Annotated in this window: 14 protein-coding genes; 11 read left to right on the top strand and 3 right to left on the bottom strand. The window is 37.6% G+C overall.

Annotation, left to right across the window (positions count from 1 at the left end):
• The first annotated feature begins 554 nt into the window (after positions 1-554).
• Both H8B06_RS12095 and H8B06_RS12090 read left to right on the top strand, forming a co-directional pair.
• Positions 555-1,229: a hypothetical protein gene (locus tag H8B06_RS12095; protein WP_190994538.1), complete on the top strand. Its 675-nt coding sequence runs from the start codon at positions 555-557 to the stop codon at positions 1,227-1,229.
• Positions 1,230-1,362: 133 nt separating this feature from the next.
• A complete protein-coding gene (locus tag H8B06_RS12090) occupies positions 1,363-1,584 on the top strand; it encodes a hypothetical protein (protein ID WP_190994537.1) in 222 nt (73 codons plus the stop codon).
• 262 nt (positions 1,585-1,846) lie between these two features.
• On the opposite strand, the gene H8B06_RS12085 is transcribed toward H8B06_RS12090, so the two are convergent.
• Positions 1,847-2,395 carry a dihydrofolate reductase family protein gene (locus H8B06_RS12085; RefSeq protein ID WP_190994536.1) on the bottom strand — a complete coding sequence of 183 codons (549 nt, stop codon included), beginning with the start codon at positions 2,393-2,395 and terminating at the stop codon, positions 1,847-1,849.
• A gap of 744 nt (positions 2,396-3,139) precedes the next feature.
• Here H8B06_RS12085 and H8B06_RS12080 point away from each other — a divergent pair.
• The 7 genes from H8B06_RS12080 (at position 3,140) to H8B06_RS12050 (ending at position 10,028) form a co-directional block, all read left to right on the top strand.
• A complete protein-coding gene (locus H8B06_RS12080; RefSeq protein ID WP_190994535.1) occupies positions 3,140-4,162 on the top strand; it encodes a hypothetical protein in 1,023 nt (340 codons plus the stop codon).
• Between the two features lie 564 nt (positions 4,163-4,726).
• A complete protein-coding gene (erm, locus tag H8B06_RS12075) occupies positions 4,727-5,527 on the top strand; it encodes a 23S ribosomal RNA methyltransferase Erm (protein WP_190994534.1) in 801 nt (266 codons plus the stop codon).
• A gap of 100 nt (positions 5,528-5,627) precedes the next feature.
• The gene (locus H8B06_RS12070; RefSeq protein ID WP_190994533.1) at positions 5,628-6,044 is read left to right on the top strand and encodes an LIC_13387 family protein; all 417 of its coding nucleotides are present in this window, start codon (positions 5,628-5,630) and stop codon (positions 6,042-6,044) included.
• A gap of 397 nt (positions 6,045-6,441) precedes the next feature.
• Entirely contained in the window at positions 6,442-6,609 is a 168-nt protein-coding gene (locus tag H8B06_RS12065) for a hypothetical protein (protein WP_190994532.1), read from the top strand.
• 109 nt (positions 6,610-6,718) lie between these two features.
• Positions 6,719-8,233, top strand: coding sequence for a sensor histidine kinase (locus H8B06_RS12060; RefSeq protein WP_190994531.1), 1,515 nt, complete (start codon positions 6,719-6,721; stop codon positions 8,231-8,233).
• A gap of 209 nt (positions 8,234-8,442) precedes the next feature.
• Positions 8,443-9,399 carry a TolB family protein gene (locus H8B06_RS12055; RefSeq protein WP_190994530.1) on the top strand — a complete coding sequence of 319 codons (957 nt, stop codon included), beginning with the start codon at positions 8,443-8,445 and terminating at the stop codon, positions 9,397-9,399.
• Between the two features lie 164 nt (positions 9,400-9,563).
• On the top strand, positions 9,564-10,028 hold the full coding sequence (locus H8B06_RS12050; protein WP_190994529.1) for a MaoC family dehydratase: 465 nt from the start codon (positions 9,564-9,566) through the stop codon (positions 10,026-10,028).
• Between the two features lie 179 nt (positions 10,029-10,207).
• On the opposite strand, the gene H8B06_RS12045 is transcribed toward H8B06_RS12050, so the two are convergent.
• Complete coding sequence (locus H8B06_RS12045) at positions 10,208-11,038, bottom strand: AraC family transcriptional regulator (protein WP_190994528.1); 831 nt, start codon at positions 11,036-11,038, stop codon at positions 10,208-10,210.
• Between the two features lie 85 nt (positions 11,039-11,123).
• On the opposite strand from H8B06_RS12045, the gene H8B06_RS12040 reads away from it, so the two are divergent.
• Positions 11,124-12,071, top strand: coding sequence for an NADP-dependent oxidoreductase (locus H8B06_RS12040; protein WP_190994527.1), 948 nt, complete (start codon positions 11,124-11,126; stop codon positions 12,069-12,071).
• 92 nt (positions 12,072-12,163) lie between these two features.
• Here H8B06_RS12040 and H8B06_RS12035 read toward each other — a convergent pair whose 3' ends face one another.
• Positions 12,164-12,664 (bottom strand): energy transducer TonB, encoded by a 501-nt coding sequence (locus H8B06_RS12035; protein ID WP_190994526.1) that lies wholly within the window; start codon positions 12,662-12,664, stop codon positions 12,164-12,166.
• Positions 12,665-13,035: 371 nt separating this feature from the next.
• Between H8B06_RS12035 and H8B06_RS12030 the strand changes: the two genes are divergently transcribed.
• The gene (locus tag H8B06_RS12030; protein ID WP_190994525.1) at positions 13,036-13,992 is read left to right on the top strand and encodes a lysophospholipid acyltransferase family protein; all 957 of its coding nucleotides are present in this window, start codon (positions 13,036-13,038) and stop codon (positions 13,990-13,992) included.
• Positions 13,993-14,082: the final 90 nt, after the last annotated feature.

Here is a 14,082-nt window from a genome sequence, read left to right as displayed (position 1 = left end):
CGCACATTGACTAGAGAAGAAATAAACAGTTTGTTTAATAAATAACTTCAATTGTGGATTATATGATTAAACTCGTCAATTTTTTTATAATGCTGTGGGGCGTTATACTTTCGTATATCTCTTTATGTATGTTGATGTTAAACTTCTTTGGTGTTGAGTTACCATACCCAGGAAGTTATAACTTAACTACTTTTATTCTTGTGTACATAATTTTTCCTATTCTAGCACTGATACAAAATAGACTCGCTAAAAGGCTTGGATATACAAAATATATTTCTGTATCTTTTTTAATTTTTTGGATTAATGCTATATATTGTATGATATATGCTTTTTTCCAAAAGTAATAAACTGATTACGATTACGGAGCTAGATCATTATAAACAAATTGATAAGTCACCGTATGCTTATGCTTGGAATAATCCAGCAAGACTTACATATCCAGATGGAAGATGCCCTGAATGCGAAGAATTTTATAAACATAAAGAGATTAGCTTTACCTTTGCTTGCGCCTTGGTTTCACAACTTTCCAGATAAATATTTAGTTTTAAATAAAGATGAGAAAATTAATACTTCCTGTTGTCATAGCTATGTTGTCAGGTTGTGATCGTGGTACGATATTACACGACGTGTACGATATCCCGATAGACTATATAGAGGGATTATCTCTGGATACATCGAAAATAAAAAATGTAGACATTTTTGTAAATAAAGTGGATAGATCTGTAGTTGAGTTACTTTATGAAAACAAATATAAATTGATTTTTTTCGCATGCGATAATCACGAACATACGCAGTTGCTAGATTTTTTGACTTTTGAAAATAGTTCCCATCTTGGTATATCACCCAATATAACCTATAAAGGTAACGGAGGAGGCTACTTAGCGGTAAATTTTCCGATAGATTACAGTAATTTAGTAAACGAGCCATTCAGCTTAATCACAGAGCCGAACTGTCGAAGAACTGTCATGACGTTAAATGACTCGACGAAGTTTGTATTGTTAAAAAATTCTAGAGGGTTTAAACTGAGAAATCATAGTAAAAACTATGATGGAATTGTAGTAAATGTATTAGAAAACCAAATAATTGACTTTGATGGGCGCACTGATTTAGGGATATTTATTTATCACAGAAAGAATAGAGATTATTTTCTTATTGCATATGCAATAAGCTCAAATAGAGGGTTGTTATCGCCAAAGAATTTGTTTTCAGCTTTAAATATTGAATATTAGAGTTTGTCGTATTATATAATGCTTTTAGATTTTATGAACTATTGGAGAGAAATTTAGCGAAATGGTGCGGTGACTGACGGTAGACCAACATTGGAAATATTGCATCCAGATAAAACTACTACTAAATTTAGATATGCTTAATAGCAAAATTAATAAATGGGATCCGATACATGACATTCCTAACCAACTTTATTTGAATTCGCTGCGGGACGAGGCTAATATCTTAACTGTTTTATTAAGTAATGTAGATACTGATCGGGATATATCTATTGTGTTCGATGGTGTAATTTCTTATCAAAGTGTTATTGAAACATGTAGTTTGGAACAATTGGAAAAATATCACTATCTTAAGTAGTGAATGGCCTCTTTTTTGGACAGAGGAATCCAACTATATTGATCGCTTAGTTGCTCAAAGTTATGGTATTTATGAAAAAAAAGAATTGATTCATTATATTATTACGCACGGGGAACGGAATCATAAATATTGTATGTTTTTCTAAACCGTTAGTAACATGGCTTCCCCAATAGATGGTACATATTTAGATTTTGCGGTAAGAGACGATCTTTCCAACCAACAAAGATGGTGGAACGTAGTGGATCCGCTGGCGGAGAAGTATTTATGCTGTTGCTCGCTCATAATAGAGTGTTACCGCCCCACTGTTGAATATTTTTGTTTTTATGAGCTTAAAAACTGTTCTATCTATGTCTTCAAATAACGGCAAGCCGCTACCTGCAACTACTGGATGGATACAGAGCTGGTATTCGTCAATCAAATTAAGCTTCATCAGTTGTAAAATAAGGCTGCGGCTGCCAATAAGAATGTCTTTTCCTGATTGCTGCTTGAGTTCTAAAACTTCTTCTTCAATAGTCCGTTCCGCCAGCTTTGCACTTTTCCAGTCTATGTTTTGTAGCGTTCGCGAAAAGACAATTTTAGGAGTGTTATTTATTACAGTCGCAAATTCGTCCATAGATTTTTCGCCAGAGGGTTTTTCTACCAAAGTCCGCCAAAATTCCATTAGCTGATAAGTTATCCTGCCAAATAGAATGGCATCGGCATTGCTTAATAAACCTGCGTAATATTGATGTAGTTCATCGTCGGGAATTCCTACGGTATGGTCGCAAACCCCGTCAAGCGTTGTGTCGATTGCTGCAATTATTTTTCTCATATCTCATTTGCTGGTTTTTTCTTCATTCCATTCGTTCAAGTATATATGATAAAATTATGACAACTTTCTTTAGGTCAGGTTATCGTATGGCAAGAAATTCTCTCTTGATTATCCTTTACATCTGATGTCAAGTCAGAAGATCGGATGGTTAACGCTAAAGCTAAAGTATTTCCGGTATAATAAACGTCCAGCTGATATAACTAATTTGATTCACTAAACAGAAAATGCAGAGGATATCAGGAATTCGATAATTTATATTGTAAAACCCCAATCTTGTATATAAATAGTATAAAATTATTAACAAAAATAGAACAACTAAAAGTTTTAAAACCACAAAGCCAATAACCATGGGCGTTAAAAAGACTAAAGCGATCGTACTTATATATAACACTAATCTTATTAAACCCAAATTACGTTTCAAATATTCTAACATAAGTAAGTAGTATTATCGAGAGAATTCTGTTGTTAAATTGTCCTTGTGCAAAGCTATAGCAAAGCAAATTGTTTGACAAAAAAGCTGTGTTATCGCTATGTTTAGTTTTTGTTACCGTTCGTTTTTTTGAAATAAGTAAATAACAACGTGATAATGTTTCGTAGGATATTTAGTGTAAACTTGTTTTCCGTAGATGCTTTGTATATACGTTGATAAACGAAGTATATGGATTGTTAAACGTTCTTTATCGAATCGCTAGATTATTCTTCGGAATTTTGTATAGAATAATATATACATTTAATACGTTCGGTATGAAATTAAATAAAATTCTGGTAATCGCGATTTTGTTCGGAAGCTTAGTGTCTTGTAAGAAAGATGCTAATAACATAGATGATGATCTTAAAGAACCTATATTTTATTATGCCGGATATTCCTTCACCAACAAATATAGCGAACGCGACCGGAAAGCTGTCTTGGTTGTTCAAGATTCCGTAATAAAATTATCTCCAAGCCAGTCGGCCGATGCGAAGACAGTCCACGCCCAGGGCAAGGATGTCTACGTTGGAGGTAGTCAGTATACCGAAGGTAACAAAACGCGTGTCGCATATTGGAAGAACGGGACGATAGAATACCTATCTGGTGCAGCTCAAAATAATACTGCGACGGCTATTTATGCAGAAAATGGAAATATCTATGTGGCAGGTACGGTTTATCAAGATAACCGACCTTATCAAAGACTGTGGGTAAACGGCGAGCAGAAAGTAAACTCCGGAGCACTACAGTTTTCCGGCATTTGTGCTATCACAGTGTATGATGGTGCATATTATTTAGCAGGACAATTTGCACAAGCAGCAAGCATATGGTATGGAACTACTATGCAAACTATTAATAATGCACCTTCTGAAGCTACTTTTATACACGTTGAAAATGGAGAGGTATTGACTATGGGCTACGGAAATGTAGATCGTAATACAGATGCTGCGAAGGTTTGGAAAGGTACCGACGAAATATTTTCTCATGCCATTGGAGCGCGAGTTAGTAATATATTAGCAACAGTGAATGGAAATGATTATTACTTTGTAACTAATAGCATATCAGAGAGTGGTATAAACGTTGCGAAAGTATACCGAAATACACAACTATTATACGAGTTGAGTACCCATGGGCAAAGTGTTAGAGCTATGAGTATTACTATTTCTAATAATAAGGTATATATTTTAGGAAATATCTTGAATGCAGGAAAGTCGATTCCGACTTTATGGACTGACGGTACCCCAAAAGCACTGTTTACGGAGCAAGATAATATTTACCTAAATCATTTGTATATTCAGTGATTGCCTCATATTCTATTTTATCATTCGATATTTGTTAGGGGGATAAGATGTTCCAGCTTTACCGATTCCATGGTTGTTGAGTCGCTTAGCATGCGGTTAAACCATTCTTCGGATCGTGTAGTACCCGCTCTTTCCATAAGGAAACGCGACCAAGTTCGATCATCTCCTTGTTAGCCATGCTGGTGGTAGACTAGAAAATCAGGTATGCTAGTGTCTTAAGTTTTACTATCTGATGTGCGTTAAATGATTCCTAAACCTGCAAGTCAGTGGTTTTTTCTAAAAGATATACTGCGTAAATTTTCTAAAATCATTCAAATATCTATACATTTGTACTATTCATGCAAAAAAATATAATATGTTACTGACATCATTTTTTGGTTTTTATAGACCTTGGGCTACAGCTTAGCAATCGGTAGCTTATTCACGAGTAAATATTAATATTATTGCCGCCTCAGCAATATGCTTTTGTGTGCATGATTTCCTGTTATAATTTTCTTGGATCGAATACTACCGTCATCGCTGTTTCGCGATGTGAGTCTTTGTATTCATTTCTAAGAAATTTTCATGAAAAAAAACAGAAAACCCGTACGATTTACTGGGCAACATTTCACTATAGATCATATACTGATAACAGACGCAATTAATTTTATTGATATCAGAAAACATGATACGGTTTTAGATATTGGCGCTGGAAAAGGTTTTATAACTACTCATTTACTCGCACGTTGTAACAAAATATATGCTATTGAGAACGATCAAACTTTAGCTAATTTTTTAAAACAAAAATTTGGCGACAATAAATGCGTTGAAATAATTTACCGAGATTTCCGAAATTTCAACGTGCCAAAAGTTAATTTTAAAGTGGTTGCTAATATTCCCTATTGTCTCACATCTAAAGTTTTAAAATACCTGATGTATGTTAATATGGAGTATTTTGCAGGAGCATCCCTTATTATGCAATTTGAACCTGCTTACAAATTAACATCAAAGGGTGGTTCGGATCCCCTTAAATTATTTTATCGTACATTTTACGACTTCCAAATAATATGCGAAATAGCTCCTCATAGTTTTGCCCCTCCACCAACGGTAAAATCAGCCCTTTTAGGGATTATTAAGAAGAAAAACTGTAGCATCGGGATAGAAATGAAGGAAAGGTATTTCAGATATCTTTATTTCATATTTAGAAACCCTAGTACAAATGTATTGACTGTTTTAAAAACAATATTTAGGAAGAGCCAAGCCAGGCGTATAATAAAAAAACTTTATTTACAGAAAAATAGCAAGATATCTGAGCTATCAGCTGATAAAATTGCAGCATGTTTCCAGCAAATGATATTAGTGGTTCCCGATAGATTTCAGCCTTGATATTGTAATTTGCCTAGAGGGCTAAATACACCAGCTTATTTCAAAAGAAAACTGTGTAATGAATTTAATTAAAAAAATAGGAAACTTAAAGATTATACTAATGACAGAAATAATTCTTTGGGCTATTGGCTCAATTTCAATTTCATTGATAGGCCTGCTCCATGTGAGAGGAATATTTTTTACGCGAGAACTGTATCCAAAAAGTCGAGAATTGATGGATACGATGAAGAATTCCAAACTGGAAGTTGATGAGAATTCAAATGTATGGAAAGCCTGGATTGGATTTAATGTCGGTTTCGGCGTAGGTCTTTTCTTTATGGGCGTAATCGGCGGATATCTCGCAATCCAACATGCTGAACTCCTGAAAACGGAGCGATTACTTTTAATGTTTACGGTTTTTTGCAGTGGAGTTTTTGCATTCATAGCGTATCGGTTTTTGATTAAGCCAGCTTTCTATGCACTTTGTCTGCCATTTTTATGCTATCTAGCTGCTTATATACTTATTATGGTAGCTTAACATCAAATAAAGATAAAATGAAAACAAAAATTTTGATAACAGGAGCGAGTAGTTCGTTAGGCCAACATTTGATAAAAATATTAGGAGAAGGATTTCCATTAATTTTATGTGCCCGACAGCCAAGAACGGAGCGTTGACAACAAATGAGTCCAGTCAAGAAAGTCTGACATGGAATGAATGGATAAAAAAAGATAGCTTAGGTATGGATTTACAGGAGAAATATCTTCCGATTTTTGATGTTTCGACGTCCGAACAAATTATTATAAATAGTTCTGCAGGCAAAGTGTTCCCTTTAATTAAGGGTCTGGATTTCAGAAACTGAAAGATTATCTATTGGCTTTTTAAATTACGGAGCATCGCAGTGCCGAAAAGCTTAACAATAATAGGTTTGGAAAAAATGGGATTTATAAAATTGGAAGTACAAGAGAACAATGAAATTGTATTGGGACTTGTCGGAAAGTTCTGGACAATATCTGGCAATTTGAAAAAGATGGATACGGAAGACTTTAAAGGATTTAACGACAATGAATTTGCAGATGACCTTTTAAATCGACCTATGCATTAAACTCAGTTGGATACATACCGTCGTACAGCACGCTAAAAAACAGCGTTTGCCATAACAGGAAAAAGTATTAATTTTATTGACCCTGAATACATATGTGTCATGACAAAGTATGAAAAATAGAAAAAAGCATACAAATATCAGCAATGAAAACGAGGGTGACAATTTTAAACTTCGCCCTGCTGAAGAACTATTGGTAAAGTTACAGGAAAGCGAATCAAGATTGCGGTTGGCAATCGATGCCACAAAGTTGGGTACCTGGGATTGGAACCGGGAGCGGGGCACTATCTATTGGTCGGATGAATGTAAAAGAATACTGGGGCTTCGGCCTGACGATCATATCTCTTTTCAGGAGTTTATTGAAAGGATAGATATAGCGGATCGTTTAGATGTTGAGGCCAAGATAAAGAAGATTATAAGGGGTTCACGCGAAGGGCATATAGATGTGAGATATAAGATCAGAAAGTTCCAAGATAACAGCCCGTGTTGGGTCAGAATCCAAGGAAGAATCTTTGTTAATAAAAACAGGACGTTAAGCCGGTTTATCGGTACCATGTTAGATATTACCGATACTATCCGGTCTGGTGAGCAAAATGCACTGCTTGCAGCCATCATCACGTCATCCAACGATGCTATAGTAGCCAAAACCTTAGACGGGATAATTACGACGTGGAACGGTGCCTCACATAAGTTGTTCGGTTATTCTCCACAGGAGATTATCGGAGAATCTATTATGAAAATTATACCTGATGACAGGAAGGAAGAAGAATACCATATTTTATCTAAATTACGAAATGGAGAAAGTGTCGAACACTACGAAACGAAGCGGCTAACGAAATCCGGAATGCTGATAGACGTATCGCTGACCATATCACCCATAAAAGATCGTGACGGTCGTATTATCGGTATCTCAAAGATAGCACGTGATATCAGCGAAAAAAAGCAGGAAGATAAGCGCAAGAATGACTTTGTTGCGATGGTAAGCCATGAACTCAAAACACCGCTAACATCAATATTGCTTTATACGCAGCTTTTGGTAAAAAAGTCCAAGAATGCGGAAGATCCTTCTTTCTTTAACATGAGCACGAAGATTGAAGCCTACGTAAAAAGAATGATCTCCATGATTATCGATTATCTTGGGCTATCCCGTATCGAAGAGGGGAAGATCGATATACGGAAGACACGCTTTAACTTGAAATCATTAGCCGACGAAGTCATAGAAGAAGCACATCTGATCAGTTCGAAGCATAGGCTTGAAATTGTTGGTTCTGCGGACGTGGAGGTTTATGCGGATCTTGAGAAAATGAGACAGGTGTTAATAAATCTAGTCGGCAATGCGATTAAATATTCACCTTCGGGCGGATCCGTAATTTTAGGCTGGGAAGGTCATACTGACAAACTACGGATTTATGTAAAGGATGAAGGAGTAGGGATTAGCGTTGAGGATCAAGCCAACTTGTTCAAGAGATTCTATCGTGCTAAAGAGGTTGAACGTAAAAATATTGCTGGATTTGGAATAGGACTCTATCTGGTTTCAGAACTGTTACGTCTGCACGGAAGCAGAATTGAAGTAGAAAGTGAGCCTGGTAAAGGATCTGTTTTTTATTTTCATATCGACTTAAATTAGCGCAAGGATTGGCAAGCTGAGTCTAGTGAGCATAACCTGGTACAGAGGCTTTTTTATTCACCATTAATGAACGTTATGGTGTGATTTGGGGCATGTAATAGATTCTTCTGGGCAAAAAATACTGGTTTTCCGTTATTCCCTTAAAGATTGGATTTGTGTTTATTTGTATAAAAGAAGAATGCGGATTTATAAACAAAGATGTATTTGTTATGAAAGATGTAAATATATGGTTATTACTGTCGGTGGGGCTTTGGTTGAGCATCGCAGGCTGTTCGAAGAATGACGGACAGTCAGAGAATCCAGTAAATAATAATCTCAGTGGCGTATTGTTGTACGATTCTGGAGAGCATACCTACAAACTAGATCCTAACACCAATGCACGAAGTATATATTTCAACCGAAACAACTATGCCCTAAATGGATGGGACGTCAGTTGGGATGGAGACATCCGGCTTGAAACTGGAATTGTTACCGGAGAATTTGACAGAGTCAACTTTAAACTTGTCAACTCAGAGAACAATAGTATCGCGAAAGAGTTTGTTTACAACAATCCCAATGGAGAAGATCGCCAGATTAGTGGATTACTCTCGCCTGATAAGTCCCTTATCCTTATACAGCCAGATTTTGAACACGGTATCGTTATCCTTGATACGGACGGCAATGTAAAACATCACCTCCCGAGGGTAAATAATACTGCACTTACGCTAGGCAACAAGGCCGTGTGGTTGCCGAATAGCGGTATACTATTTACTTTCGAAAATTTTATTCTCAAAAGTGATCCACCCTATACATCAATAGTCCCCATAAAAGAATTAAGCTATTCGGATTGGGGTAATATAAATGTAAATGCAGATGGGAGCAAGATAGCGCTTCGTATTGATAAGCACATCTATTTAATGAATGCTGATGGGACAGATCTAGTACAAGTTACCGAAAGCGACCGTGAAGAAAGGGAGGCCGTCTTTTCACCAGATGGTCGCTATCTTTTGGTAGCAGCCAATTATTATCCTGGCACTTTCCATCCTGGCAAGTGGGATCTCAATATTATTCCTACCGATGGGAAAAGGTATAAAGTAGGGAAAAATCCTGGAAACGGTGTTTTAGTGATTCGGCATACGGGTTCGGAACACGTAGAGACAGCTACGAATCAGATGTTATGGCGTTAGCGTGAAAGTTATATTTTAATTAAGATTTTTCTTCATGGTTTTAAAATAAAATGATGAACTTTTCGGAGGATCATATTTCTGTCCTTTGAAATTTCCGTTTTATAAGTTCTTTTTTTATACTTGCGACAATAACTTTCTTGTATTTATCAATCTATGATTATTTTATGGTGATTATTAACAGTTTTGAAGAGTATAAATCTTATGAGGGAAAGATGGTGGGTGTATCCGAATGGCATAAGATAGATCAGGAACAGATCAATAGGTTTGCTGACGCAACGTTGGACCATCAATGGATACATGTCGACAAAGATAGAGCACAAAATGATGGACCTTTCAAATCGACCATCGCACATGGCTATCTAACATTATCCCTTATCCCTTATCTGTGGAAACAGATTGCGGATGTCAGAAATGTAAAAATGGAAATCAATTATGGGATTGAGAATTTTAAGTTCGGTCAGGCTGTGCCAGTAGACAGTGAAGTACGGCTTGAGGCAACCGTAAAGTCAATTACCAATCTCAGAGGTACTATAAAAGCGGTCATCCAGGCAAAATTAGCCATTAAAGGGCATGTCAAGCCAGCTTATTTGGGAGATGTCGTTTTCCTTTATCATTTTCATGAAAATTAATCCAATAATTCGAATATTTACCGAGATACATTTCATCTGCTCTTGAATAAGATGAACTCAAAGTCCGGTGTCAAACTACCAGTATGGTAGAGAGCGATAAATGTAGACATGACGAATCTGGATGAAGATCTTGGACTTTACGACTTTTATTGAATATCTAAGATCGACCAATATCAAGATTATTGAGCGTTCAGGCGGAAGTTTCTTAAACTCATTCCTTTATGCCTTTTAAAGAATTTATTGATATGGCTTTCATCTGCAAACCCAAATTCATCAGCTATTTCATGAATCCTTTTATCGCTGAACTTTAATCGATGCTCTATCAGCCGAATGCGGTAAGAGGATATATATTGCTGAATACTCTCGTTACACTGTTTTCGGAAATAACTGCCGAGATAGGTAGGAGATATACCAAATTGGTCGGCGATTACTGAGATTTTAAGTAAATCCGGTCGCCGGATATTTTCCTGTATATAGTCCAGTATCTGTAATATCCGTCCGTCTGAATTAGAAGAAACGCCATTAGGTTTGACCATTGCAATGTTTCTTCCTGTAATTACAATGATAGCGTTGACCAAATGGCGGATAAGGTCTTCGTTGTATATGGATTGATGCTTTATCGCTTGTTGAAGGTTCTGTATAAGTAAATCAACCATCTGTGCATCTTCCTTATTTATAAGGACGGATCCCGATAAATGCGATGCGTAGTATAAGATACATTCTATGTGGTCTATACTTTTCCATTGGTATTCGTTTATATAGTTTTCACCAAAACGCATGACCATAAACTCACTCGTAGTTTCCAAATCAAACTCGTGGCAGTCGTTTGGCGTAATCAGGAACATATCACCTTTGTGGTAAGCAAACCTGTTTCCATTGTCAACGTGGTAACCTGTCCCCGAAATAACGTACACAAATTCAAAGAAATTAAACTTCCGGTCACGTAGCGGGCATTCGTCCACTTTCTCATAGAACACTTCGATTGATTGATGGATGTTTTCCCTCGACATACTGCAAAGATACCGAAATACACTTGAAATGTACCTGTTTAAAGCTTATTTATCAGTCTATATTTGCATAATAAATATAATGCAGATGAAAGCAATCGTATTGGATAAATTTGGAAACACCGAAAATCTTGTTTACAGAAATCTTGAAGTACCACATGTTGAAGTGCATGAAGTGCTGATAAAAGTAAAAGCAATCAGCGTTAATCCGGTGGATGTGAAAGTTCGTAGCAGACAGGCTCCGTTGGCTGAAGATCTAGCCCATTATGACCCTTTGATTTTGGGATGGGATATTTCGGGTGAAGTGACAGAAGTCGGAAGTGGGGTTAGCAAGTTTAAAATTGGTGACGAGGTTTTTGGTATGGTGAATTTTGTTGGTCATGGTAAGGCGTACGCGGAATATGTCAACGCTCCGGCAGAACAACTTGCTTTGAAACCTCGGAATATTAATCATATTGAAGCCTCTGCCAGTACACTATCTGCGTTAACGGCTTGGCAGGCTTTTGACAGCTATGGAAAATTAAGACCTACGGACAAAGTTCTTATCCACGGGGCTTCGGGGGGCGTCGGTCATTTTGCTGTGCAGATTGCAAAACATATCGGGGCCTATGTTATTGCTACCTCGTCTACTACCAATCGGGATTTTGTTCTCGGTTTGTGCGCAGATGAACACATCGATTACCAACATATCGATTTTACAGAGAAGCTATCTAATATTGATTTTGTCTTGGAAGCCATTGGCGGGGAGAATTTTCAAAAGTCAGTGCAGGTACTCAAGCCGTTTGGGACAATAGTTACCTTGCCTTCTGGGCATACAAAAGAAGATGAACGCAAAGCTCAGGAAAAACATTTACATGCCTGCTATTTCATGTCCGTATATTCCAGTGGGACTGATATGCAGAAGATCGCCTCACTATTAGAAAAAGGCATTTTAAAACCTTACGTTTCGCACGTGTTCAGTTTTGAAGAAATGGCAAAGGCACATTTACAGATTGAAACGGGACATACTGTTGGTAAAGTGGTAGTTACGCTGTAATCAGCGAAAACATATCGTTGAAGATTTTCACCTCCGGTCTAGATCTTTACTTTCTATTGCTAGCACCATATAGGGATACAAATTTCTGTCATTTAATGCGTGTTTAATATAATTGGTAAGGTGAACTTGGCTCTGACGGGTTTACCTTCAGCAATGGCAGGTTTCCAAGGGCGAGATTTTTTTATTATTCTTATGGCCTCTTCGGCGGTACCATGTCCGAGGTTCTTAACGATCTCGTAATCGCTAAGCCTGCCGTCTTTATTCACGACAAACCTGATAATGATTGTACCATTCACATTATTTCTAGTTGCTTCCAGAGGGTAATTATAATTCTGTCCGATCCAATTTCTGAATGCACCCATACCTCCTGGAGGCTCTGGCTCAATATCGAAGGTGTCTATAATGTTATTATCGATCGGAATATTAGGCTGTGCCTCTACGGATCTAGGACCGAGTTGCTCGGTCATCCATCTTTTCTCCGCCGTTTTCTTGACATCGATCGGTACATGGATTTTCTGCTTAGTTCGTACACTAATACCATTATGAGGCTGGTAAGATATGTCGAAAAATATTCGTGCTACTTTTCCTTTCATTATTCAGCCGAAACCTCCACTTTTCTTCCGTTCGGCTTTTTCCGCCGGGGCGAAACCGCTGTTTTACTACTGTCCACGGTTTTTTTTGGAATTCTCCATCCACATACAGCATATTTGTTCCGTGATCACAGGGCAATCTATCCAGGATCGATAGATGCTTTTCATAAACCCAAATAAATTAATTGAACATGGAACAATTCATTCATGAAATCCAAAATGTGGCAGAGACAGCCTCGAATATACTCGATGCAAAACAAGGTCTTATACTACTGACTGAGAACGATGGAAAATGTAATCTTTACTACATTTAAATCAAGTTAGTCCCAAATCAAGGGTGATCCGGACACCCTTTTCACTAACTGAAATCAAACATGAACAGCACATCAAGTGCGTTATCGGTAACACCTGTGGCAAAAGAGAATCATATCTTCTGGAACCAGAGCGTCAAACTAGCTTCAATGCTCTACCATTGGAAATTAGTGGATAGTTACGAATCGATATTGACGATCATATACATCCATCAAACATATCTCCGACAAGAACCGTTCAAACACGACAATATCTTTCTTCCACAATTGGAAAAACAGCTGCCCAAAGTGGATGGTCCCCGGATATGGGCATGTTTCCATATCGGCCCTTATGCGATCATGGCGCGAGCACTTATCCGGCGCGGATATGGTATTGCCATCTTGCTGAAAGACGAGGTGTTTGAAGAGCAATATCCGACGTATATGCAGCAGTTCAAAAGAAGTTTCGGGCGGAAGCCGAATGCGAGCGAACTGCAGTTTGTAAGGTCCAGCAGCTCAAAATCCCTTATACAGCTAAAACAACTGTTAAAAAAAGGATATCACGTTATCTGTTATGTCGATGGAGAAGAAGGAGGTAGTGGAGAGAGAGGATGGACGCAGGTTCAATTATATAATAAACCTCTGGAGGTACGCATGGGAATGGCCATATTAAGTCAATTGAGCGGCGTACCGATCCGTCCGGTTGTTCTTACAACGGAAGGCGAAAAACTGATGGTACGGAGCAGGGGAGACCTATACGTAAATAACCGGGAGCAATATTCCGCCGCTATGCAATACTGTTATCAGATGTTGGGAGAACTCCCTGCGGAGGAAATCCTGCAGTGGGAGTGTATTCCTAGGCTATTCGACAAGATTGCTCGCGATATGCGACACGCTGCTGAAAAACCAATATGGCTACCCGTCTACGCAAAAGAGAAAAACATGCTGCTGGATATTGTCTCCGGGAAATATGTAGAAGTATCCGCGGAACAGTTTGAAAAAATGGATGCCCTGAGGCAGGAATTTCTTAAGCCATTTTAATAACCTTAAATTTATAGAACAATAAGTTATTCCGTTTGCATTCTGAGGACTGAAACGACCATCTCCCTATCAAAAAAAGTCTCAATATGG

Source organism: Sphingobacterium micropteri (genome assembly GCF_014692515.1).
In the GTDB taxonomy this organism is placed as follows: Bacteria; Bacteroidota; Bacteroidia; order Sphingobacteriales; family Sphingobacteriaceae; genus Sphingobacterium; species Sphingobacterium micropteri.
Note: the sequence above shows the minus strand (reverse complement) of the source record. Positions and strands in the feature narration are given on the sequence as shown.

What these genes read in the sequence shown, in the direction of transcription:
- H8B06_RS12095 (WP_190994538.1), top strand. Translation starts at nt 555, where the DNA reads ATGAGAAAATTAATACTTCCTGTTGTCATAGCTATGTTGTCAGGTTGT.
- H8B06_RS12090 (WP_190994537.1), top strand. Translation starts at nt 1,363, where the DNA reads ATGCTTAATAGCAAAATTAATAAATGGGATCCGATACATGACATTCCT.
- H8B06_RS12085 (WP_190994536.1), bottom strand. Translation starts at nt 2,395, where the DNA reads ATGAGAAAAATAATTGCAGCAATCGACACAACGCTTGACGGGGTTTGC.
- H8B06_RS12080 (WP_190994535.1), top strand. Translation starts at nt 3,140, where the DNA reads ATGAAATTAAATAAAATTCTGGTAATCGCGATTTTGTTCGGAAGCTTA.
- erm (WP_190994534.1), top strand. Translation starts at nt 4,727, where the DNA reads ATGAAAAAAAACAGAAAACCCGTACGATTTACTGGGCAACATTTCACT.
- H8B06_RS12070 (WP_190994533.1), top strand. Translation starts at nt 5,628, where the DNA reads ATGACAGAAATAATTCTTTGGGCTATTGGCTCAATTTCAATTTCATTG.
- H8B06_RS12065 (WP_190994532.1), top strand. Translation starts at nt 6,442, where the DNA reads ATGGGATTTATAAAATTGGAAGTACAAGAGAACAATGAAATTGTATTG.
- H8B06_RS12060 (WP_190994531.1), top strand. Translation starts at nt 6,719, where the DNA reads ATGAAAAATAGAAAAAAGCATACAAATATCAGCAATGAAAACGAGGGT.
- H8B06_RS12055 (WP_190994530.1), top strand. Translation starts at nt 8,443, where the DNA reads ATGAAAGATGTAAATATATGGTTATTACTGTCGGTGGGGCTTTGGTTG.
- H8B06_RS12050 (WP_190994529.1), top strand. Translation starts at nt 9,564, where the DNA reads ATGGTGATTATTAACAGTTTTGAAGAGTATAAATCTTATGAGGGAAAG.
- H8B06_RS12045 (WP_190994528.1), bottom strand. Translation starts at nt 11,038, where the DNA reads ATGTCGAGGGAAAACATCCATCAATCAATCGAAGTGTTCTATGAGAAA.
- H8B06_RS12040 (WP_190994527.1), top strand. Translation starts at nt 11,124, where the DNA reads ATGAAAGCAATCGTATTGGATAAATTTGGAAACACCGAAAATCTTGTT.
- H8B06_RS12035 (WP_190994526.1), bottom strand. Translation starts at nt 12,664, where the DNA reads ATGAAAGGAAAAGTAGCACGAATATTTTTCGACATATCTTACCAGCCT.
- H8B06_RS12030 (WP_190994525.1), top strand. Translation starts at nt 13,036, where the DNA reads ATGAACAGCACATCAAGTGCGTTATCGGTAACACCTGTGGCAAAAGAG.